The following is a 20771-nucleotide window of genomic DNA, read 5'->3' as shown; positions in this document are numbered from 1 at the left end:
GGGCATATTCTTTCCGAACAAGAACTCGCGCATCCGGAGCTGCCGGGTGCCATTTGATCGGGTGATCTCATGCCTCTCGCTTTGTTTGCCTTGACGATCGCTGCCTATGCGATCGGCACAACCGAATTCGTCATCGTCGGCCTTTTGCCCACCGTGGCGAACGACCTTCATATCAACCTGCCGCTTGCCGGTCTCATCGTCAGCGTCTACGCGCTCGGTGTCACCTTCGGCGCGCCGATCTTGACGGCGCTCACCGGCCGCATCGAGCGCAAGCCGCTGCTGCTCGGGCTGATGGCGCTGTTCATCGTCGGTAACGGCATGGCTGCCCTGAGCCCCACCTATGCGCCGCTGCTCGTCGCGCGCGTGCTTTCGGCCTTTGCCCATGGCGTGTTCTTCTCCGTGGGATCTACGATCGCCGCCGATCTCGTCCCGGAAAACCGCCGCGCTTCGGCGATCGCCATGATGTTCATGGGCCTGACCGTTGCCATCGTCACAGGTGTTCCGCTTGGCACATTCATCGGCCAGACCTTTGGCTGGCGCGCGACCTTCGCGGCCGTGGCGGGCCTTGGCATTATTGCCTTTGCCGCCATCCTGCTGCTTCTGCCCTCCAATCTGAAGAAGGCGCCGCCGGCAAGCATCGGTGAACAGGTCCGCGTGCTTGCAAGCGGCCGGCTGCTGATCGTCTTCGCCATGACGGCGCTCGGCTACGGCGGTACTTTCGTCGCCTTCACCTTCCTGGCCTCGATCCTGCAGGAAGTGACCGGCTTTGCCGCCTCCGCCGTCAGCCTTATCCTCGTGCTCTACGGTATCGCCATTGCCATCGGTAATGTCGTGGGTGGTCGCCTCGCCAATGGCAATCCGGTTCGGGCGCTGACATGGCTGTTCGTCGCCCAGGCTCTCGTGCTTGCCCTCTTCAGCTTTACCGCCGTCTCGCCCTGGCTTGCCATCCCGACGCTTGCAGCGCTTGGCTTCCTATCCTTCGCCAATGTCCCGGGCCTGCAGCTCTATGTCGTTCAGCTGGCCCGGCAGGTTCGCCCCGCCGCCGTCGATGTCGCCTCGGCGCTCAATATCGCCGCCTTCAATCTCGGCATTGCCGCCGGTGCCTGGATCGGCGGGCTGGTGGTCGAATCTTCCTTCGGCCTCGGTGCCACGCCCTGGGTCGGCGCGATCCTTGTCGTCGCTGCCCTAGTGCTCACCCTGTGGAGCGGCGCGCTCGACCGCCGCTCGGCTTCCACGGTGCAGGCCGTCTCCCGCGCCGCCTGATCACACCCAGTATCGAAAGGATCATTCATGAAAATCGTCAGCGCCAATGGCGCTTCCATTCCCGCCCTCGGTTTCGGCACGTTCCGCATGCCGGGGCCTGATACCGAACGCATGGTCGCGCATGTTCTCGGCAATGGCTATCGTCACATCGATACCGCCCAGATCTACGGCAACGAGGCCGACGTCGGGGAGGGGATCCTGCGCTCCGGCATCGCCCGCGCCGATCTCTTCCTGACCACCAAGGTCTGGGTCGAAAATTATCGGCACGATGCGTTCATTGCCTCGGTGGATGAAAGCCTGAAGAAGCTGAAGACCGATTACGTCGACCTCCTGCTTCTGCACTGGCCGAACGATGCCGTGCCGCTGGCCGAGCAGATCGGCGCACTGAATGAGGTCGCAAAGGCAGGAAAGGTGCGCCATATCGGCGTTTCCAACTTCAATCGAGCTCTGATGCGCGAGGCTGCCCGCCTCAGCGAGCTGCCGCTGGTCACCAACCAGGTCGAATATCATCCCTATCTCGACCAATCGCCCGTTCTCGAGACTGCCGCCAGCCTCGGCATGTCGGTGACCGCCTACTACGCCATGGCGGATGGCAAGGTGCTTTCCGATCCGGTGCTGAAGGACATCGCCGGCCGGCATGGAAAGTCGGTCGCCCAGATCGTTCTGCGCTGGATCGTGCAGCAAGGGTTGATCGTCCTTTCGAAGACCGTGTCGGAAGCCCGCGCGGCGGAAAATGCCGCCATCTTCGACTTCGCGCTTTCGCAAGAGGAAATCGCTGCGATCCACGCACTCGCGCAGCCGAGCGGCCGCATCGTCAGCCCCGACGGCCTAGCGCCGGTCTGGGACGAAGCGGCCTGACACTCATAGTATGACCAAAAGGGAGCCGTTCAGCGGCTCCCTTTTACGTTTGATAGCTCAGGCCTTGAAGTCCAGCTTGACCTCGCAGGCGCCGATCGAGGCCGGCAGGAGCGGCTTGCGGATGCGCTGGCCGAACTGCCGCTGGAAGCCGAAGACATTGTTGATCAGGCTCTTGGTGTAGAGGCCGGGGCCGCTCGAATAGATGCGCCAGCCGCCATCGACGGCGATATCGCCCGCCTTGACGCGCGACCACTCCGCAGAAGCTTGATAGCGGTCGTCGAAGGCCGCGTCGCTGCTGCTGAAATAGGTGTTGCGCTGACGCAGTGATGCATGCTCCACCCGGCCGCTGACGGCGATCGGGTTGGCGAGTGCGAGCGCCTGCCAAACGGCCTCCGCATCGTCGTCCAGCGCCAGCGCTTCGCAATAGCGCAGATGCGCATGCACATACATCAGCCCGATCTCACGGCCGAAGAAGGACGAGGATTCTGCGCGCCGGAAGAGTTTTTCCGGCCCGCCGGAATAGGTCGCGGGTCTCTCCATCAGCCGCACGCCATCCGGGAACAAGAGGTTCTCGCGGATGATCTTCATATGGGCATGGCGCTGATCGGGCGTGAAGAGGCCGCCGATCATCGGCTGCGTCATCGCGATCAGCGAATAATGCAGCCCGGTGCGCGTATCCTCAGGATGGAGCAGCAGCTCGACGCCGTCATGGCTCGGATCGAAGACGCCGTAGCCGGCAACGATGCCGTCGCGCATCAGGAGCCGGTTGAAATCGGCGCGCATGGCGACGGCGGTCGCCTGCAGCGATTGCGCTTCCTCGGTGCGGCTGGCAAGCGTCAGGATATTGGCATAGCGCACCAGCTGCTCGTAAAGCAGCGATACCGTCCAGCTGCTGACCATCCAGTCGCGCAAATGCGGATCGGCCGGCTGCAGGCTGTCGTTCCAGTCGCCCTCGCCATAGCGGATCAGGCTCGTGCCCGGCACGAAGCGGCTGCGCACCGTTTCCAGCAGCTTTTCGACGTGATCGGAGATCGTCGCGTGCTCCAAGGTCAGCTGCATCGTGTCGTCGGCGCGCCACGGCACTGTTTTGGCAAGGAAGGTAATGTCGCCGGTCGCTTCGATATAATCGCAGAGCGCCTTCAGCGGCCAGACGACGATATCGCCATGCGCTTCGCCGGCACGGATATTGGCGTAGGGCTCCAGCATGAACCATTGCGGCCAGTCGCCGCGATCGCGATACTGCTCGGAAAAGAGCGTCAAAAGGATCTGTCGGACCTCTTCGTCATGCTCGTAGGCCAGCAGGAATTCGATCGGCCCCTGGCAGACGTCGCGCGTTCCCCAGGCCGCACCCGTATATTGTTCGAGCCCATGCGGCACGCTCAAATGCACGATGGCGTCATGCGCGATCCAGGGCAGCATGACTGCTTGCGCCGCCACATCGCGGCCATCGCCCTCGATGCGAGCGCCTCGCGTCACATGGCTCCAGAAGCGTTGCGCCGGCGCCAGCATCTCTTCGCTCTCGACACCGGCGCTGTAGCGCGCGGCAAGGGCCTCGGCCGCATCCGGATCGGTCATCGATCCGGTGACCGCAAAGCGCAGTGCCTTCGTTGGCTTCGATTTCAGAGCGATGAACGGGCCGTTGCGGGCAGCCCCGTCGCCATAAAGCAATTCGTCGCCGCCAAAGGCTTCGAATGCATCCGGGGTCGACGTGATAAGATGGTAGCCAGCTTTCGGGTAACGGTCCCAGAGCCAGGACGGCTGCGGCCGGAAGGAGATGCGCTTGGCTGCCGCATCGACCGCGATGTTCGCCACGGCTTCATAGTCGCGTTCGCCAAGCACGATATGGCCGAAGACGAGGAAGCGGCAGGCTTCGCCCTCCACCGCGACGCTCCATTGCATGGCCGGATCGTCGCCGGAGGCGATTGCCGAGACAGAGATGGTGCGGCCGGGGAGCCTGTAGATCCAACGCGTATCGCTCAAGCCCATTTCGAAGGCGGCGGGCACGCCAAGCAGGCGCCAGCCGTCACCGAGGTCGACGAGGATGCGCAGGCCGCTCGATCGCGTCAGATTGTACGGGTCGCGGGAAACGGAGAACAGCTTGTGGAAGGACGTGTTGCCGATGGTCAGCTGCGCGGCGAATATGCCCTGCATCCAGCAGGTCGCGGCCAGCGTCTGGTCGTCGAGAAGCATGTTCTGTCCGCTGCGGACGATGGCGCCGTGACGGCGGGCGACCAGCCGTTCCTTTTCTTGAAGCACGATGTGTCTGTTATGCGGCCCATCCGGCACGAAGAAGGAGATGAGCTTTCCGTCGGCATGTTCTTCCAGCATCCGCTTGGGATAAAGCGCGTCGATCGTGGCTTGGTCGAAGCTGTCGCTCTCGGCAAGGGGCGCGTCCTGCACGAGGCTGCGCGCGGACTGGGCGGCCGGTATCGTGTCCACCACGAGCTCGCTCTGAAGCTTCGGCAGGCCATCGAGATGGGCGAGATCGGCATCGCTTGATGCGGCCGGATGATCGGCGATGAAGAGGCCGAAGAAGGTCGTCGTGGTGGCGTCACCGGCTGCCAGCGAAAGCGGCTTTGACTGGATTGCCGGGCAGGCGACTTCGTGCTGGCGGCGTATGCTCGGCAAATCGCTGCCGAAATCCGGCACCATGATACCGTCGCCGCCGTTGGACGGCACGAGAAGCTGGATTGCATCGGTCGCGTAAGCTGCTGCCCCGTCGAGGCAGCCCTGTGCAAGCCACGGATTTCGTCCGCCACCCTGCTTGAGGTTCTGCCGGTTCATGATCACGGGACCGAAGGCGGCGTGGCTGGCGATATGATGATCGATATATTGCGAGGCATAGGCTTCGCTGTTCATCAGGAAGCCGCGATCGCCGAGACCGACATCCTGAAGAAGCACGAGATCGGCCGAAACCGTGGTGCTCGTGCTGTTCTGCAGCGATACCTGCCAAAACCATGCGCTCTCGCTCGGGTGCAGCCGCAGGCTGACGGTATGCTTCACGCCGGCCGTCTCGCCGGTCCAGGAGAACCCACCATTTCCATGGCCGAACCGCACGGCAGCCTTCGGGCCGACGATTTCTGCCGTTGCCGGCTTGGCGCCGCCGACACGCAGATAGAGCCGGCCGATGCCGCCATAGACGGGCGATCCGAGCACCTGGTTGATCATGATGCCGCCCTGCTGGTCGGCGAAATCGATGGAAAACAGCGTGCCGTTCGGCAAGACCGAAGCCGAAAGTCCGGCAGTGTTGCCGAGCGTGGTGAGACCGAGTTCTTCGCGACGGGGCGTTTGAAAGCTACGAATGGTGTCCGAGGACATAAGCGGTGTCTCGCTGATTCATGGATCGGATGAGGGGCACTAGATCATAAGGCTGCGCCCGATCATAGGAGGCATTTTCCTATTCGAGCGTGTGATCACTAGAGCCGGATGATTTTAGGTCGGGTCGACCTAAAATCTGAATCCGCTCTAGAATCAAAGAAGTAGAGCGTGATGTCGCCCGAAAACCGCATACACTTTTCGGCATCACGCTCTAAAGCGCGTCGCGATCTTTCAGATTCGCTTTTCGCGCTTTAGGTCTTTGATTTTACACATGTCGTTGCCGCAAAACCGCTACACACTTTTGCGCGACATGCATTAGCCATGGTCTGCGGATGCTTTGAACGTATATCCGGCGCAATGCGCCGGATCTTTTCCGTGGAAGAGCGCTCCGTTTCAGTGATGCGGAGGCTCGGCAATCTGGTTGGCCGTGCGCAGGATGGTCGAAAGATCGGCCTCGTCAAAGGCTTCCTTGGAGATGCCTTTGACCTTGAACGTCTTGCTTTCGCCGGGTGCGAGATTGACCAGCATGTCGTCGACTTCGGCGTTCGGGCTGATGCGGTCGACGAACAGGCAGACATCGCGCAGCAGCGATTGCGCCGTGATGGTGACAGTGATCCCGTCCGTCGTCTGGGCGCTGTCGATGTCGAAGCGGGGCTGTGGGTACTGCAGCTTCATATCCTTCTCGAAGAACCACCAGGCTTCGGCATCGCCCAAGCGAGCGCGCAGATATTCGCGGCGCGGATCGCCCGGGGTCGCGACCTCGGCCGGAATCTCGATATCGGTATTCTCGAAGCGATCGCAAAGGATGCGCCAGACGTGATGGCGGGCAAGCAGCGTGCCGTTGAAGTCGAAACGCTCGACAGTGAAGGGCACGCGCCAGAACAGGCTTGCGTCGTTGACGGCGACCGCAGCCAAGCCATCACCGCGCGGCTGGATGGTGAGGAGATGCGGCGCATAGCTATGCTTCAAGGCATACCAGAGCGGCTTTTTCCGGCCGGCGCCATCGACAGCCGCCCAGGAGGTGACCGGCCAGCAGTCGTTGAGCTGCCAGACGATCGTGCCCATGCAGGTCGGCCGATGCGAGCGCATATGGTCGATCCCGTAGCTGATCGCACGCGCCTGGTTGAGTTGGGTGACGAAGAGCCAGTCGTCGAAATTCTCCGGCGGTCGGAACCAGCCCTCCAACCCCTTCAACAGCTTATCGTTGCCGGTGGTCGCCTTTTGATGATGCAGCACGCCCGGCGAAGCCGGCGCGGGGTCTTTCTCGCGAACGGACTGGGCAAGGGTTGCGAAGGTCGGCGGCGCCTGCCATCCGAATTCGGAGCAGAAGCGCGGGATATAGTTGCGGTAGGCCTGGTAGCCCACTTCGTTCCAGACATCCCATATATGCTTGCAGCCATGCTCGTCCGCGTTCGGCGCGATCTCCATGGATCCCGAATAAGGGCTGCCCGCCCAATAGGGCCGGGTCGGATCGATCTCGGCCACCAGCTTCGGCAGAAGATTGAGATAGTAGCCGGCGCCCCAGGGACGATTGCCGAGCACATCCTGCCAACCCCAGTCGAAATAGCCCCAGATATTCTCGTTGTTGCCGTTCCAGATCACCAGCGAGGCATAGGGCATGAGCCTTGCGATCGCCTCGCGCGCTTCCGCCTCGATCTCGCTATAGACCGGCTCTTCTTCGGGATAGGCGGCACAGGCAAACAGGAAATCCTGCCAGACCATGATGCCGGCGGCATCGCATTCTTCATAAAACGTGTCGGTCTCATAGATGCCGCCGCCCCAGACGCGCAGCATGTTTATGTTGGCATCGCGGGCCTGGGCGATCCGCTCGCGATAGCGCTCGCGGGTTACGCGCGGCAGGAAGCAGTCGTCGGGGATCCAGTTGGCGCCACGGGCAAAGACCGGCACGTCGTTGACGACGAGGGTGAAGGCCGAACCGATCTCATCCGGTGTCGTATCGAGCCGCACGGATCGGAAGCCGACGCGCCGTTTCCAGCCCTCAAGCGCCGCGCCATCCGAGCCTAGCAGCTGCAGGTCGAGATCGTAAAGCGGCTGGCCGCCCATTCCATGCGGCCACCAGACCTGCGGATTGTCGATACGGCATTCGATCAGCGCATGGGCCTCGCCCTGTGCGACGCGAACTTCCGCGCGCTTGCCGCCGATGGACAATACCAGCGCCGCACTATCCGTGCCCTTGTCGGCCCATTCGATCTCGACATGCAGGCGCGCAACGCCCTGGCTGCCTTGCAGCGTGATTTCCGGGCGGATGCTGCCGAGACGCGCCTTCGACCAGCTCTCGATCAGGATCGGCTTCCAGACACCCGAGGTGACTACGCTCGGCCCCCAGTCCCAGCCGAAATTGCAGGCCATCTTGCGGATGAGATTGCTTGGACCGGGATAGTTCTGGGGAATATCGGCGGCGCTGCCGAGCTGTTTGCGCACCTCCTCGCCATGCTCGTAGGCCGATTGAAAATCGACGATCAATTCGTTGCGGCCGCTTTTCAGGTGGTTGGCGATATCGAAGCGGTAGCTGCGATGCATGTTGCGGGTTTCGCCAAGGAGCGTGCCGTTCAGCTCCAGGCGCGCAGCCGTATCGAGGCCGAGGCAGGAGAGATCGATGCGTTCGGCATCCTCGCCATCCCAATCGAAAGCCAGGCGATAGCGCCAGGCGGAGCGACCGATCCAGTCCTGCGAGATCTCGTTGACGTCAAGATAGGGATCGGTGATCAGCTGCGCCGCCATCAGGTCGAGATGCACATTGCCCGGCACGGCGGCGGGGATCGAATTGGGCAGGGCCGGTGCGCTCGAGGGTGCGCGAAGGCGCGAGAGGGTCCAGCCGGCGTCGAGCGTCTGTCTTTTCATGTCATGCGTCCGTTATGAAATGGATGTCTCAAACAGCTTTTGGCGTGATGAATTGCCGGCCTGCCTGCGGATGGCGGTTCATGGGATAGACGTAGGCGATTCGATCCCGTTGTTCCAACGCTTCGATGATCCTCGGATGTTCATTATAGGCGCTGTCGATGGCCTTGCGAGAGCCCTTGTCCGCCTCCATGAGCCGCCGCAACAATGGCCGCAGAATGCCAAGGACTTGTGACAGGCTCTTATGACCGAAAGCCCGCGCATGGATGACGTGCGAAAGGGCTGAACCGGCCGCGCTCGAAAAGCAAAAAACTTCAATTACCATTGTCGGAAGTCGTGAGCGACTAACGTCCTTGGGACAGCCCATCGATAAGGGCGGATATGCAGACCCGTTCCAAGGAGACGAGTATGACCGATGCAACAGAACAATCGCAATCCCAGCAGCCCCGCGTCCCTGTTCGTGGCGGCGTGGTGGCCTATCTGACGGTGGACGGCGCCACGAAGGCCGCCGAATTCTACAAGCGCGCCTTCGGGGCGGAGGAAGCCTTCATGTTTCCGGTCGACGAAAAAGGCCGGACCATGCATATCCACCTCTACATTAATGGCAGCTCGGTCATGCTGGGCGATGCTTTTCCCGAATACGGCCATGCGCTGGAGAAGCCGCAGTCTTTCGTGATGCAGCTCGTCGTCGACGACCTCGACAGCTGGTGGAAGCGCGCCGTCGATGCCGGGGCCGAGGTCGTCGTCGAGCCGCAGGTCATGTTCTGGGGCGATCGCTGGGGGCAGCTCCGCGATCCGTTCGGCGTTCTCTGGGCGATGAACGCGCCTGTCGAAGGCTGACAATATGATGCCCTCGGCCTGAAGCGTGCCGAGGGCATTTCCTGCGGAAATCGGAAGACTGCTATTCCGCAAGCAGGGTTCGCGTCAGCGGATGACCGGCGTCGATAAGGCCGTCCAGGATCGAGTAATGGTGCTTGTCCGGCTCGACCACGACCTGCGTTGCCGCACCGAGCCCGGTCCAGATATTGGCGAGCAGCGCATTCTGGCGGATGAATTCGGCACGCTCGGCACCCCCGACCCAGCATGTGAGGCGGATGGCCTCGAGCGGCTCCAGTAGGGCCGGGCTTTCGGCCCTTGCCTCAATGTCATCGATGCGAAGCTGCTCGTTCATGGCGCGCTTCATGATCGGGCGCAGGTCGTGCACGCCGGAAATAGCAAGGACGTGCCGGATGCGCTTGAGGATGATCTTGCTGAGCGGCGATGTCGTCGTCATCATGCGGGCGACAAGCTGACCGCCGGCCGAATGCCCCGTCAGGATGATAGGCCCCCCGACCATCTTGGCGGCTGCGGTGATCGCCGTTGCGATCTCCCTGCCGATCCCGGCGATGCGATTATCCGGGCAGAGCGTATAAGAGGGAATCACGACGGCATATCCTGTGGCTATTGAGCCGCCAGCGAGATGCGACCAGTAGCTTTTGTCCAGTTGCAGCCAATAGCCGCCATGGACAAAGACCACCAATCCCTTCGGCTGACCTTCGGGCAGGAAGAGATCGAGGCGATTGCGCTCGGCGGGACCATAGGCAAGATCGAGCTTTGCCCGTCCTACCGCCGCCAGCCTCTCGCGGAAAGCCCTGGCCGGCTCGACCCAGGCCGCCGGCCATCTGTCACCGTCGACGATATAGGCGCCGTTGGTATAGGCGGCCTCCCAATCGGTCACCTTGAAATAGCTCATGTCCAGCCCCTCTTTTAGGCTATCGACCCTCTGCGGCTCAGGTTACCGCCGAGCGCACTGCAAAGCGCGCATCCTGCCAAGATCCACTGCTCAGGATTTCCTCCAGCACCGTCACCGCCCGCCAGACGTCGCGATAGCCGACGTAAAGCGGCGTGAAACCGAAGCGCAATGTCGAAGGTGCCCGGAAATCGCCGATGACGGCACGCTCGATCAGCGCCTGCATGACCTCGTAGGCGTTGCTGTGGATGAAGGATACCTGGCTGCCGCGCTTGTCGCTGTCGCGGGTCGTATCGAGCTCGACGCCATATTGGCCGCATTTGGCTTCGACCAATCGGATGAAGAGCTCCGTGAGAGCGATGCTCTTCGCGCGCAAGGCCTTCATGTCCACTTCGTCCCAGATGGCCAGGGCGCCTTTCAGCGCTCGCAGCGACAGGATCGGCTGCGTGCCGCACAGGAAGCGCTTAATGCCGGCGTCGCCATCAAAGCTCCGTTCGAAGGCGAAGGGGCGGGCATGGCTCCACCAGCCGCTGAGTGGCTGGACGATCGATGCATGATGACGCTGCGCCGCATAGATGAAAGCCGGCGCGCCAGGGCCGCCATTCAGATATTTGTAGGTGCAGCCGACGGCGAAATCGGCGCCCGCACCGTCCAGATCCACGGACAGGGCGCCGGCGCTATGGCACAGATCCCAGATGACGAGCGCGCCCGCAGCCTGAATGCGCTTCGTCAGCGTCGCCATGTCGCGCAGCTCGCCGCTCTTGTAGTTGACGTGATTGACGAGGACCACGGCGACGCTGTCGTCGATCAGTTCCTCGATGGTGTCGGCATCGCGGCCCTCGAGGCGGAGCGTCAGGCCAGGGCGGGTCGAAGCCACGCCCTCCGCCATATAGAGGTCGGTTGGGAAACTATCACTCTCCGCAACGATGACGTTGCGGCCGGGCCGCATTGCGAGCGCCGCATGCAAGGTCTTGTAGATGTTGATCGATGTGGAGTCGGTGACCACGGTCTGGCCTTCGGCGGCGCCGATCAGCCGGCCGATACGGTCACCAAGCTCAAGCGGCAGATGAAACCATCCGGCGCTGTTCCAGCTGCGGATCAGGCCATTGCCCCATTCTTCCATCGCGGCCTGGCGCACCTCGGCAAAGACCTCGTGCGAGGCCGCGCCGAGCGAATTGCCGTCGAGGTAGATGACGCCCGCCGGCAGGGCAAAGCGGCTGCGAAAGGCGCGCAGCGGGTCGGCCTCGTCCATGGCCTCGACGGCCGCGAGATCGGGAAGGCTGTCCATAAGTCGTTGCCTCGTAACTTATTCGCGAATGGTTTCTCGGGTGGCCCCACCGCCGCGGCTGCGGCGGATGCTCGGCAGCGCCAGCATGATGAGCACGAACAGGCCGGTGGCGAGCTTCAGGTTCGGCGGCGGCATGCCGGCGGCAAGGCAGAGCGATACGAGCTGATAGTAGATGATCGAGCCGACGAAGGGCGCCAGCAACTGCCTGAGCACGGTCTGCTTGCCGGTAAAGGCTTCGCCGATCATCAGCGCCGCCAGGCCGTTGATCAGGATGCCGATGCCCATGTTGACGTCGGCGAAGCCCTGTGACTGGACCATCAGCGCGCCACTGGCGGCGGAAAAGGCGCTGGCGATGCCGACGCCGCTGATGGTTGCGGCCCAGACATTGATGCCCTGCGCCTCGGCCATGTCGGGATTGGACCCGACGGCACGCATGGCCGTGCCTTTCTCCGTCTTGAAATAGAGATTAAGGGCGATCAGCACGATGAGCGCAAGGATGCCGGCAATAACGATCTTGCTCGCGGGGAAGCCCGGGGTCGCGAACGGCACCCAGTCGAACACCGTCGGCGAGCCGAAGACGGAAAGGTTCGATTTGCCCATGATGCCGAGATTGACGCTGTAGAGCATGGTCGACATCAGGATGCCGGCAAGCAGCGTATGAATGCGGAAGCGCAGATGGATGATGGCCGTGCAGCAGCCGGCGGCCAGCCCGACGACAAAAGCAACGGCGATCGCAAGCGGCGGCGCGACGCCGGCGGCAAGCAGGATGCCGCAGACGCAGCCGCCGAGCGGAAACGCGCCTTCGCTGGTCAGGTCCGGAAAGCTCAGCATCCGGAAGGGGATCATGATGCCGAGGACGACGAAGCTCAAAATGAAGCTCTGTGCCAGCGTGACCGGGATGAGCGAGACGAAGCTCGAAACGGTTGATTGAATGAAATCCATCATGATGTCAGCTCACCAGCAGCATTCGGTCTGTTTTGACGGCGAAGTGGCCGATCAATTCGGGCACGGTGATGCGCCGCTTGCCTTCCCCGGCAATTTCGAGATGCACGCGGCCAGCATCGAGCATGATGATGCTGTCGCCGAAATCGACGGCGTGCTGCATGTTGTGCGTCACCATCAAAGTCGTCAGCTTGAGTGCTTCGACTGTACGTACGGTTGCCTGCATGACGATATCGGCGGTCCGCGGATCGAGCGCTGCCGTATGCTCATCGAGCAGCAGCACATCGGGCGAACCGCCGACCGCCATGATGAGCGACAGCGACTGGCGCTGACCGCCCGAAAGCAGCTCGACCTTGGTATCCAGGCGGTTCTCCAAGCCGAGGCCGAGAACGGCGAGGCGCTCCTTGTAGGCGGCAAGACGGGCGGCGTTCAGGCCGGGGCGAAATCCACGGCTCTTGCCGCGCAGTTCCGCCAGGAGCATGTTTTCGCCGACCGTCATGCTGGCGGCGGTTCCCTTCATCGGATCCTGGAACACGCGGGCAAGCCGCGCGGCGCGCTTGTGGACCGGCATGCCCGTGACGTCGGCGCCATTGATGAGGATCTGACCGGAATCGAGGCTGAGAGCGCCCGAGATCGCATTCAGCATGCTGCTCTTGCCGGCGCCGTTCGAACCGATGACGACGCCGAATTCGCCTGATTTGAGGGAGAGTGTCAGGCCGTTGAGCGCGACCTTTTCGTCGGGCTGGCCTCTGTAGAAAACCTTGCGCGCGGATTTGATATCGAGCATCCGTGCCTCCCCTGCAGTATAGGGTTATGAAATGGCGGCGTCCTTGACGCCGCCATGGATCGGATTGATCCTACAGCGCCGCGCGTCACATGTGACGCGCAAAGGTCGCTGTAGCACTTTAAATCTGCTGCATAATTTTATCCTTAAATCCACGTCGATTTAAGGAATTATGCAGTAGAAGATGCCGCCTATCACTTCGTGAAGCAATTGCAATCGGCAAGCGAAGCCGGCACCTCGGCGCCGAATGCCTTCAACACGGTCTTGTTAATCAGCGGCGCATGGTCCTCATAGGCCGGACGGGAAGGCTTGATCGTCTTCGGATCGGCACCTTTAAGGATCTGCGCGGCGATCTTGCCGGCATTTTCACCGACCTGCTCGTAGTTGACGGCAAAGCTTGCCGGCACGACGCCATTACGGACCGCGGCGTCGTCGGAATTGACGATCGGGATCTGCGCCTGGCGGGCAGCGGCGGCAACGGCCGGGATTGCCGGCTGCAGCAGGTTGGAAGCGGGTGTATAGATGACGTCCGCCTTGCCGGCGAGCGATGCGATGCGCTGCTGGATATCGTTGACATTATCGACGCCGACGGCGACCACTTCGAAGCCGGCGGCTGGAGCGGCGGCCTTGACCTTGTCGATCAGCGCGACGTCGTTGGCCTCGCCCGGATTATAGGGCACGCCAAGACGCTTGGCATTCGGCAGCAGCTTCTTGGTGAAGGTCAGGATCGCGGAGATATCCTGCAGGTCGCTCGAGCCGGTGATGCCGACGTCGCCCGCATCCCAGGACGGGACGAGCTTGGCGGCGACAGGATCGGTGACGGCGGTGAAGACGATCGGAATGCCGGAGCCGGCGAGCGCCTTCTTGGCGATCTGCGACACCGGGGTCGTCACCGTATACATCAGCTTCGGATGTTCGGACTGCAGTTTGGCGATCATTTGCGGCACAAGCGACGCGTCGAAGCTCGTGTTGCTCTCGGAGTAGACGACATCCTTGCCCTCGACGTAGCCGTTGTCGGCGAGCGCCTTCTTGAAGCCGGCGATCGAAGCATTGAGCTGCGGATGCTCGCCGAAATTGGCGATGGCGATCTTGATGGGTTCGGCCGAAGCGGTGGCGGCACCAGCGACAACGGCGCCGGCGACCACGAGGCCGGACAGCCATTTGGATGTAGATCTCAGCATATTTTCCTCCCGGATGTGACAAGGAGCCGTGTTCCTTCGGCTCTCTTGGAGGGGATCATAGCGACTGCTGCAAGCCTGTCAAATTCAGATATATGATGTGCACTATCCATGCCTTTGATATATATATTCCTGCATTGGGGAGTTTTATATATAATCCGGGCGTTGCGGAGGATGGCGGCATGCAGGACATGGATGCGTTGAGTAAGACCGAGGCAGCCTATTGGCTGTTGCGACGCGATATCCTCAATACGAAGCTCAGGCCTGGCGCATCCTTGCGGCTCGGCGCACTGCGGGAGGCCTATGGTGTCGGCTGGACTCCGCTTCGCGAGGCCCTGTCGCGGCTGGAGGCCGAGAAGCTGGTGACGGCCGTCAGCAATCGCGGCTTCGCGGTCGCGCCTGTTTCCAGGGCGGAGCTGGAAGACCTGATGCGGGCGCGAATGGTCATCGAGCTGCCATTGTTCATGGAATCGATCGAGAAAGGCGGCCCGGATTGGGAATCCGCCGTCGTGACAGCGCACTACCGGCTGTCGCGCTGCAAGATCGTGCCGGATTCGGCTTCCGAGGAAATGGCCGACGAATGGGACGAGAAGCATTCCGCCTTCCATGCCGCGCTGGTAAGCGCTGCGACATCGAATTGGCTCAAACGCTTCCAGTCCACCATCACTGATCAACTTCGGCGTCACCACCGTTTCCTCGGCCTGGCGCCGACGCAGCGTGCAACCGCCGGCCTTTCCGCCGGTTACGAGAAGGCGGTGGCGGCGCTTAAGGACGCGATGGCGATCGAACATCACACGGCGCTGATGGAGGCTGCCCTCGACCGCGACCTCGAACGCGCCAAGGCGCTGATGACGGAGCATATCGGCTACACGCTGCAGGTCTATATTCGCTCTGAAAATGAATCCTAGCAGCGTCTGAGCTGGGATGGGCGTCACGCAGCGGCGACGAATCTTGCAATTCGAGTTCGCGCGAATTAAATGTGGTTACGTAACCACATAATGCTGAGGCTTGTCATGACCGTCACCACGCTTTCTGGTCGGGAACTCAATCAGGACCTTGGGCGTGCAAAGCGCGCCGCGAAGGAAGGGCCTGTCATTATCACCGACAGGGGGCGACCTGCGCATGTCCTCATGTCGTTCGACGAGTACAAGCGGCTTACCGGAAAGATGCGGACACTTGGTGATATGCTCGCCGCACCGGGAGCGGAAGACGTTGACTTGCCGCTGCCGCAGCGCAAGGAACGTGCCCGACCGGTTGATCTGTCCTGATGCTGTTGCTCGACACCAACGTCGTGTCCGAGTTGCGCAAGGTTGCGAGCGGCAGGGCACATCCCAATGTTGTGCTCTGGAACGAAATCGTCGATCCGGCCGAAACCTTCATTTCATCTGTAGTGCTGCACGAGCTGGAGGTCGGTGTTCGGCTGGTGGAGCACAATGATCCTGTTGCTGCGAAGGCATTGCGCTACTGGCTGGAAAACACCGTTCTCTCGACTTTTTCCGGTCGCATCCTGCCTCTGGATGAGGCGGCTGCCGTTCAGGCGGCCCAATGGCATATGCCTGACCCCAAGCCGATCAACGACGCCTATATTGCTGCAACGGCGCTGACGCGTCGCATGACGCTGGTCACGCGCAACACCAAGGATTTCGAGGGTATGGGCATTGCACTCGTGAATCCATGGGATCTCCCGGTATAGCTCCCTGACCATTCCACCTCAAACCTTAATGCCATGGTGGCGGGCCGATACCGCTCTGGTTCCGGCAGCGCTGCCACTAACGGCTGTTTTTCACCCATGAAAAATACCCTGCAGATTTGGCTGTTTATCACGCGGGCATCTCTCCCTATTTCTGTCTGCAACGGCAGACGATTGCGGAGGATGACATGCTGACTAAACCCGGTAGCGCGACCACAATAGCTCTCTGGAACGGCCGAGAAATTCCACGCCTGGGCATGGGATGCTGGGCGATCGGCGGTCCGTTCTATGCCGGCGACGTTCCACTTGGCTGGGGTGAAGTCGATGACAATGAATCGGTTCGCGCTATCGAGCGGGCGGTGGATCTCGGTATTCGCTTCTTCGACACCGCCTCGAATTACGGCGCCGGGCATTCCGAAGAGGTTGTGGGAAGGGCGATCGGCGATCGAGACGACATCATCATCGCCACCAAATTCGGCTTTGCGACCGACGAGAAGACCAAGCAAGCAACAGGCGCTTTCGCCGATCCTGCTTTTATCCGTCAGTCTGTCGAGACGTCCTTGCGCCGTCTGCGCCGCGAACGTTTGGATCTGCTGCAATTCCACCTCAACGATTTTTCGCTCGAAGCTTCGGATGAGGTTTTTGAGACACTCGAAACGCTGAGGGCAGAAGGCAAGATCGACGCTTTCGGCTGGAGCACGGACTATCCGGATCGCGCCGCACGCCATGTGCATCGGCCAGGCTTCGTGTCGATCCAGCATACGATGAACGTTTTCGAGCCGGTTCCGGCGATGATCGAGGTCGTCGAGCGCAATGACCTGATTTCCATCAATCGCGGCCCGCTCGCCATGGGCCTGCTCAGCGGCAAGTTCACCTCGGACAAAACCGTCGGCGAGAAGGACGTGCGCGGTGCAAGTCTCGATTGGATGGTCTATTTCAAGGATGGCAAGATCGCTCCTGAATTTGCGGCGCGCCTGGAGGCGGTCCGCAAACTACTGACCGAAGATGGCCGCACGCTCACGCAGGGTGCGCTCGCATGGCTCTGGGCGCGCTCACCGCGCACGCTGCCAATTCCCGGTTTCCGCACGGTTGCCCAAGTCGAGGAAAACGCCGGCGCCCTGGCGAAGGGACCATTGCCGGCTGATGTGATGTCGGAGATCGATCAAGCGCTGTCTGAATTCCACTCAAGCTAGCCAGATCCGGCGGTGAGGCACCTCTTCACGTTGGCTTTGACAGCGTCGGGAGGCGGCCAACAAGCTCTCAGTCCAGAGGTGGTTTCACCCTTTCGATGTCTTCGCCAGCATCTCGCTCAGCGTTGCCGCCGAAAGCATGGCTTCGGCTAGAAGCTTCTTGAGCTTCTGGTTCTCTTCCTCCAGTGCTCTCACCTTTCTGGCATCGAGGCCGGCATTTCCGAACTGCAGGGATTGCCAACGATAGAAAGTCGGTTCGCTGATGCCGTGCTTGTGGCAAACATCCGCCACCTTCACTCCGGCTTGGTGCTCCTTCAGAATGCCCGTAATCTGATCGTCGTCGAATCTTCTCTTGCCCATCACCGCTTCAGTCCTCACGAAATGCTCTGTTGAAGCTGTCGAGAAGTGGCCTGAGGGCATAGAACGCCACGCTGCTTTCGCCTGTTTCGATCAGTGCCTGCGCGGGCATGCCCGCGACCAGTTCGACATCGCTCATTTTCGCCAGCCGCTCGTCGGTTACACGGATTGTCGCGGCGAAGTATGGCTGGCCGCTCTGCGTATCGATGAGACGGTCCGCCGATACATACTCGACCCGGCCTTTCAGGAGTGGAACCCGCCGCTGATTGTATGGAAGAAGGTGAACCTGCGCCTCGAGCCCCGCATGGACGAGATTGATGTCTTCCGGCCTGACGTGGGCGGACACGATAAGGCGATCGGCGCGCGGGAGAAGATCGACGAGCGGCTCGCCCGCGCCGATCACCCCACCGGCTGTGTGGATGCGCAGATTCATGATTGTTCCATCGTCGGGAGCGCGGATATCGGTCCTTGAAAGCTGGTCGTCGATCGCCCGCAGGCGCTCGCGCAACTGCATGATCTGGCTTTCCGTATCGCGCATGCCTTGTGCGACTTCGCTCAACCGGTCGCTCTCGAGCTTTGCGAGATCGGCCTGTGACTCGCTGATCACCTGGTAGGCGCGAGAGATCTGCGCTTCTACCTGACCTTGCTGGCCATCCAGGTCCGCTTTTTCCCGCTGGAGGTTGAGAAGTCTGCTCTTTCTTTCCAGTCCTTTGGCGTTGAGGAGCGTAACCTGATCCAGTTCTTCCTGCGAGATTGAAGCTCTGTCGGCCAGTGCTGCCTTCTGCGCGCCAAGTCCGATTATTTCCTGCCGGACCTGCGCGATTTTTTCATTGGTGATCCCGACTTCCGCCTGCATGACGCGGTGCCGCGCTTCGAAGATTTTCTGTTGCCCGGTCAAAATCGCGCTGACCGAAGGATCTCTGTCCATTGCCGCCCTGAGGTCCTGGGGATAGGCGACATGGTCGCCGCCCGTCTGCTCCACAAGCAGACGGGCGCGGCCTGCTTCGGCGTCCCAAAGTTGCCCTTGAATGCTATCGCGTTCCGAGCGGGATTTCGTATCGTCGAGTTCTATAATGATTTGCCCGGCCGTGACCGCATCGCCGTTTTTGACGAGTATCCGTCGCACAATTCCGCCTTCCAGATGCTGAATGGTCTTACGGCTGGACTCCGGTTCGATAACGCCCGGTGCAATCGCAGCGCTCTTCAGCGGCGCCAGAACCGACCAGATTCCCAGTCCGACGATAAAGACGCCGATCAACAGGTTACCTGTCCAAACGACGCCTCTGAGCCTCGGCATGGGCGAAGGGGGGGCAGGCCCGCGCTGCTTTGCCTCGTTCACCGGCGAATAGGCCGCCTGTTGTGTGGCTGTGGCTGTCGATTGTTGAGCGAACCGCCCGCCTGTCCCTGACGAATTTGAAAATTTCGCCGGTGTCGCGTCCAGTCGAACAAGGGTCATAGCAGCGTCCCTCCCTACGTTCCCGTTCGCGATGATGGTTGAAGATAGGTTTCATAAATCCGTTCGCTGTCGCCGAAGGCAGCCACCGTCCCGTTGCGCATGATGGCAATCTTGTTGGTGACGGGCAGGATGCCCATGCGGTGAGTAATGATAACGACGGTCATCCCCCTGGATTTCATGCGCTCAATCGCCCTGAACAGCATGCGTTCGCCGTCATAGTCCAGGCTCGAGTTCGGATCGTCGAGAACGATAAGAGACGGATTTCCATAGGCCGCCCGTGCCAGTCCCAACTGTTGGCGCTGAGCTCGAAGAAGCAGGTTTCCGCCTTCGCCGATATCGGTCTCATAGCCCCGGGGCAGCCGCATGATCGCTTCGTGCAATCCAACAAGCTTCGCAGCATCGATCGCTTTGACGGGATCTCCGCCGTCCAGCCGGCCTATCACATCCTTGATCGCACCGCCGAAGAGTTCGATGTCCTGCGGCAGGTATCCGACATGGCGGGTCCCCCCGCAAAGGCGCAGAGCCGAGATATCGACCCCACCAAGAAGAGCACATCCGCTCGTTGCTTGCACAACGCCGGCTATGACGCGACCGAGTGTCGATTTTCCCGACCCCGACGGGCCGATGAGCGCTACGCAATCACCTGGCGCGAGGCGCAATGTGATGCCAGTCAATATCTGCCGGTTGGCGAATGGCTGAATATAGCTGACATTATCGAGAACGAGGCCATTGGGTTCCGGTTGCGGCACCGTTCGGGCGTCGGGTTCCGATGCAATGGCGATCAGCATTCTGTTCAGGCGATTGAAGGCATTCCGCGCAAACATAAAGGAGCGCCATGCACCTATTGCGCCCTCGATTGGTGCAAGCCCGCGCCCGAGCAGCAAGCTTGCAACGAAGATGATTCCGGGACTGCTGTTGCTCGCAAGCACCAGCCATGTAGCGCATCCCATCATCAGGATCTGCGCGAGCGTGCGGATTGCTTTGGAGAAACCGAGAATGATCTCGGTGCGATGCATCGCAATATCCTGCGCCCGTCTTGCCATTTCCGCATCGCGATAGACGACCAGAGCTGCGCCATACTGCATGCCCATGGCCCGGATCACCTCGATGTTTTTGAGGGCGCTCGCAAATCGCACGTAGCTCTTCGAAAGGGCAAGATTGGCGCGGCCAAGCGGCTCTCGCGTCGCCAGTTCCGTCAGGAATGCAAACAGCAGAAGTGCAAGTGCGCTCAGAAGACCGATGGTCCCAAGCAGCGGATGAACAAGAAAGAGCAGGAGCAGGAAGACCGGCGCCCAGGGAACGTCAAAAAAAAGGGAGCTGGCCGGGGAATCGAGGAATTGGCGTAATGCGGCCAGGTCCCTGTAGCATTCCGTGGCGGTTCCCGGATCGGCGCGCGCGGCATATTCGAATGATGCGGTGAGCACCATCGGCCGCAGCCTGTGATCCAGCCAGCTGCCGATGCGCGAAAGAGCTGCCCTGCGCACGATATCGAGCGTGGATCCGACCAGCACGGCGACGGCGATGATCATCGTCAGCATCAGAAGCGTGTCAGCGCTTCGGCTCGACAAGACCCTGTCATAGATCTGCAGGAGATAGACGGAAGGCGCCAGAAGAAAGAGATTGTAGCCGCAGCTATAGAGGAAAACCAACCCGAAGGCTCCGGCACAAGCCCGGAGCGCAACAACGAGCTGTGTCTGTGGGCGCGATAGCTTCGTGGAAAGCGTTGCCATTATCAGATCTCGCTGTACTTGATACTGACAAGAAGAGGCTGCTGGTTGGTTTTGCAACCTATGAGGTCGCCCGCCGAAGCCGGCGACCCGCAGGATCTAAGTTAACGAGCCAAGATGGCTGAGATCGAT

17 protein-coding genes and 1 pseudogene are annotated in these 20771 nt (G+C 61.2%); 7 read left to right on the top strand and 11 right to left on the bottom strand.

The genetic code is table 11. The features are described 5' to 3' along the window. The first annotated feature begins 69 nt into the window (after positions 1-69). Together ACPYOP_RS27270 and ACPYOP_RS27265 are read left to right on the top strand one after the other, a co-directional pair. Complete coding sequence (locus tag ACPYOP_RS27270; RefSeq protein WP_481413382.1) at positions 70-1263, top strand: MFS transporter; 1194 nt, start codon at positions 70-72, stop codon at positions 1261-1263. A 27-nt stretch (positions 1264-1290) separates the two neighbouring features. After that, positions 1291-2121 (top strand): aldo/keto reductase, encoded by an 831-nt coding sequence (locus ACPYOP_RS27265; protein ID WP_481413381.1) that lies wholly within the window; start codon positions 1291-1293, stop codon positions 2119-2121. A 57-nt stretch (positions 2122-2178) separates the two neighbouring features. Here ACPYOP_RS27265 and ACPYOP_RS27260 read toward each other — a convergent pair whose 3' ends face one another. The 3 genes from ACPYOP_RS27260 to ACPYOP_RS27250 form a co-directional block, all read right to left on the bottom strand. Continuing rightward, entirely contained in the window at positions 2179-5439 is a 3261-nt protein-coding gene (locus ACPYOP_RS27260) for a GH36-type glycosyl hydrolase domain-containing protein (RefSeq protein ID WP_481413380.1), read from the bottom strand. A 393-nt stretch (positions 5440-5832) separates the two neighbouring features. Further along, positions 5833-8301, bottom strand: a complete 2469-nt coding sequence (locus ACPYOP_RS27255; protein WP_481413379.1) for a glycoside hydrolase family 2 protein — start codon at positions 8299-8301, stop codon at positions 5833-5835. 28 nt (positions 8302-8329) lie between these two features. Continuing rightward, positions 8330-8623 carry an FCD domain-containing protein gene (locus ACPYOP_RS27250; protein WP_481413378.1) on the bottom strand — a complete coding sequence of 98 codons (294 nt, stop codon included), beginning with the start codon at positions 8621-8623 and terminating at the stop codon, positions 8330-8332. Positions 8624-8706: 83 nt separating this feature from the next. On the opposite strand from ACPYOP_RS27250, the gene ACPYOP_RS27245 reads away from it, so the two are divergent. After that, on the top strand, positions 8707-9138 hold the full coding sequence (locus ACPYOP_RS27245) for a VOC family protein (protein ID WP_481413377.1): 432 nt from the start codon (positions 8707-8709) through the stop codon (positions 9136-9138). Positions 9139-9199: 61 nt separating this feature from the next. On the opposite strand, the gene ACPYOP_RS27240 is transcribed toward ACPYOP_RS27245, so the two are convergent. From ACPYOP_RS27240 to ACPYOP_RS27220, 5 genes are all read right to left on the bottom strand, one after another. After that, on the bottom strand, positions 9200-10030 hold the full coding sequence (locus ACPYOP_RS27240) for an alpha/beta hydrolase (RefSeq protein WP_481413376.1): 831 nt from the start codon (positions 10028-10030) through the stop codon (positions 9200-9202). A gap of 37 nt (positions 10031-10067) precedes the next feature. After that, a complete protein-coding gene (gene kynU, locus ACPYOP_RS27235) occupies positions 10068-11315 on the bottom strand; it encodes a kynureninase (RefSeq protein ID WP_481413375.1) in 1248 nt (415 codons plus the stop codon). Between the two features lie 18 nt (positions 11316-11333). Beyond that, positions 11334-12257, bottom strand: coding sequence for an ABC transporter permease (locus ACPYOP_RS27230; protein WP_481413399.1), 924 nt, complete (start codon positions 12255-12257; stop codon positions 11334-11336). Positions 12258-12264: 7 nt separating this feature from the next. Further along, on the bottom strand, positions 12265-13044 hold the full coding sequence (locus ACPYOP_RS27225; protein ID WP_481413374.1) for an ABC transporter ATP-binding protein: 780 nt from the start codon (positions 13042-13044) through the stop codon (positions 12265-12267). Between the two features lie 191 nt (positions 13045-13235). Then, positions 13236-14222, bottom strand: coding sequence for an ABC transporter substrate-binding protein (locus ACPYOP_RS27220; protein ID WP_481413373.1), 987 nt, complete (start codon positions 14220-14222; stop codon positions 13236-13238). 179 nt (positions 14223-14401) lie between these two features. On the opposite strand from ACPYOP_RS27220, the gene ACPYOP_RS27215 reads away from it, so the two are divergent. From ACPYOP_RS27215 to ACPYOP_RS27200, 4 genes are all read left to right on the top strand, one after another. Continuing rightward, on the top strand, positions 14402-15127 hold the full coding sequence (locus ACPYOP_RS27215) for a GntR family transcriptional regulator (protein WP_481413372.1): 726 nt from the start codon (positions 14402-14404) through the stop codon (positions 15125-15127). A gap of 105 nt (positions 15128-15232) precedes the next feature. Beyond that, positions 15233-15487, top strand: a complete 255-nt coding sequence (locus ACPYOP_RS27210; RefSeq protein ID WP_481413371.1) for a type II toxin-antitoxin system Phd/YefM family antitoxin — start codon at positions 15233-15235, stop codon at positions 15485-15487. Next, positions 15487-15912: a PIN domain-containing protein gene (locus ACPYOP_RS27205; RefSeq protein WP_481413370.1), complete on the top strand. Its 426-nt coding sequence runs from the start codon at positions 15487-15489 to the stop codon at positions 15910-15912. Before ACPYOP_RS27210 ends, ACPYOP_RS27205 begins: the two co-directional genes overlap by 1 nt. A 185-nt stretch (positions 15913-16097) precedes the next feature. Beyond that, the gene (locus ACPYOP_RS27200; RefSeq protein WP_481413369.1) at positions 16098-17102 is read left to right on the top strand and encodes an aldo/keto reductase; all 1005 of its coding nucleotides are present in this window, start codon (positions 16098-16100) and stop codon (positions 17100-17102) included. Positions 17103-17201: 99 nt separating this feature from the next. On the opposite strand, the pseudogene ACPYOP_RS27195 reads toward ACPYOP_RS27200, so the two are convergent. The 3 genes and pseudogenes from ACPYOP_RS27195 to ACPYOP_RS27185 all read right to left on the bottom strand — a co-directional run. After that, positions 17202-17459, bottom strand: a pseudogene (locus tag ACPYOP_RS27195) (transposase); the annotation flags it as partial. Between the two features lie 7 nt (positions 17460-17466). Next, positions 17467-18912: an HlyD family type I secretion periplasmic adaptor subunit gene (locus ACPYOP_RS27190; RefSeq protein WP_481413368.1), complete on the bottom strand. Its 1446-nt coding sequence runs from the start codon at positions 18910-18912 to the stop codon at positions 17467-17469. Positions 18913-18926: 14 nt separating this feature from the next. Continuing rightward, complete coding sequence (locus ACPYOP_RS27185; RefSeq protein WP_481413367.1) at positions 18927-20642, bottom strand: type I secretion system permease/ATPase; 1716 nt, start codon at positions 20640-20642, stop codon at positions 18927-18929. Positions 20643-20771: the final 129 nt, after the last annotated feature.

The sequence above is a fragment of the Rhizobium sp. KNZ2-6A genome, assembly GCF_056755475.1.
The sequence above is the reverse complement of the archived record's forward strand: the minus strand, read 5'-3'. Positions and strand labels throughout refer to the sequence as shown.

Coding starts and splice junctions, on each gene's coding strand:
- ACPYOP_RS27270 (WP_481413382.1), top strand. CDS start 70: ATGCCTCTCGCTTTGTTTGCCTTGACGATCGCTGCCTATGCGATCGGC.
- ACPYOP_RS27265 (WP_481413381.1), top strand. CDS start 1,291: ATGAAAATCGTCAGCGCCAATGGCGCTTCCATTCCCGCCCTCGGTTTC.
- ACPYOP_RS27260 (WP_481413380.1), bottom strand. CDS start 5,439: ATGTCCTCGGACACCATTCGTAGCTTTCAAACGCCCCGTCGCGAAGAA.
- ACPYOP_RS27255 (WP_481413379.1), bottom strand. CDS start 8,301: ATGAAAAGACAGACGCTCGACGCCGGCTGGACCCTCTCGCGCCTTCGC.
- ACPYOP_RS27250 (WP_481413378.1), bottom strand. CDS start 8,623: ATGGTAATTGAAGTTTTTTGCTTTTCGAGCGCGGCCGGTTCAGCCCTT.
- ACPYOP_RS27245 (WP_481413377.1), top strand. CDS start 8,707: ATGACCGATGCAACAGAACAATCGCAATCCCAGCAGCCCCGCGTCCCT.
- ACPYOP_RS27240 (WP_481413376.1), bottom strand. CDS start 10,030: ATGAGCTATTTCAAGGTGACCGATTGGGAGGCCGCCTATACCAACGGC.
- kynU (WP_481413375.1), bottom strand. CDS start 11,315: ATGGACAGCCTTCCCGATCTCGCGGCCGTCGAGGCCATGGACGAGGCC.
- ACPYOP_RS27230 (WP_481413399.1), bottom strand. CDS start 12,257: ATGGATTTCATTCAATCAACCGTTTCGAGCTTCGTCTCGCTCATCCCG.
- ACPYOP_RS27225 (WP_481413374.1), bottom strand. CDS start 13,044: ATGCTCGATATCAAATCCGCGCGCAAGGTTTTCTACAGAGGCCAGCCC.
- ACPYOP_RS27220 (WP_481413373.1), bottom strand. CDS start 14,222: ATGCTGAGATCTACATCCAAATGGCTGTCCGGCCTCGTGGTCGCCGGC.
- ACPYOP_RS27215 (WP_481413372.1), top strand. CDS start 14,402: ATGCAGGACATGGATGCGTTGAGTAAGACCGAGGCAGCCTATTGGCTG.
- ACPYOP_RS27210 (WP_481413371.1), top strand. CDS start 15,233: ATGACCGTCACCACGCTTTCTGGTCGGGAACTCAATCAGGACCTTGGG.
- ACPYOP_RS27205 (WP_481413370.1), top strand. CDS start 15,487: ATGCTGTTGCTCGACACCAACGTCGTGTCCGAGTTGCGCAAGGTTGCG.
- ACPYOP_RS27200 (WP_481413369.1), top strand. CDS start 16,098: ATGCTGACTAAACCCGGTAGCGCGACCACAATAGCTCTCTGGAACGGC.
- ACPYOP_RS27190 (WP_481413368.1), bottom strand. CDS start 18,912: ATGACCCTTGTTCGACTGGACGCGACACCGGCGAAATTTTCAAATTCG.
- ACPYOP_RS27185 (WP_481413367.1), bottom strand. CDS start 20,642: ATGGCAACGCTTTCCACGAAGCTATCGCGCCCACAGACACAGCTCGTT.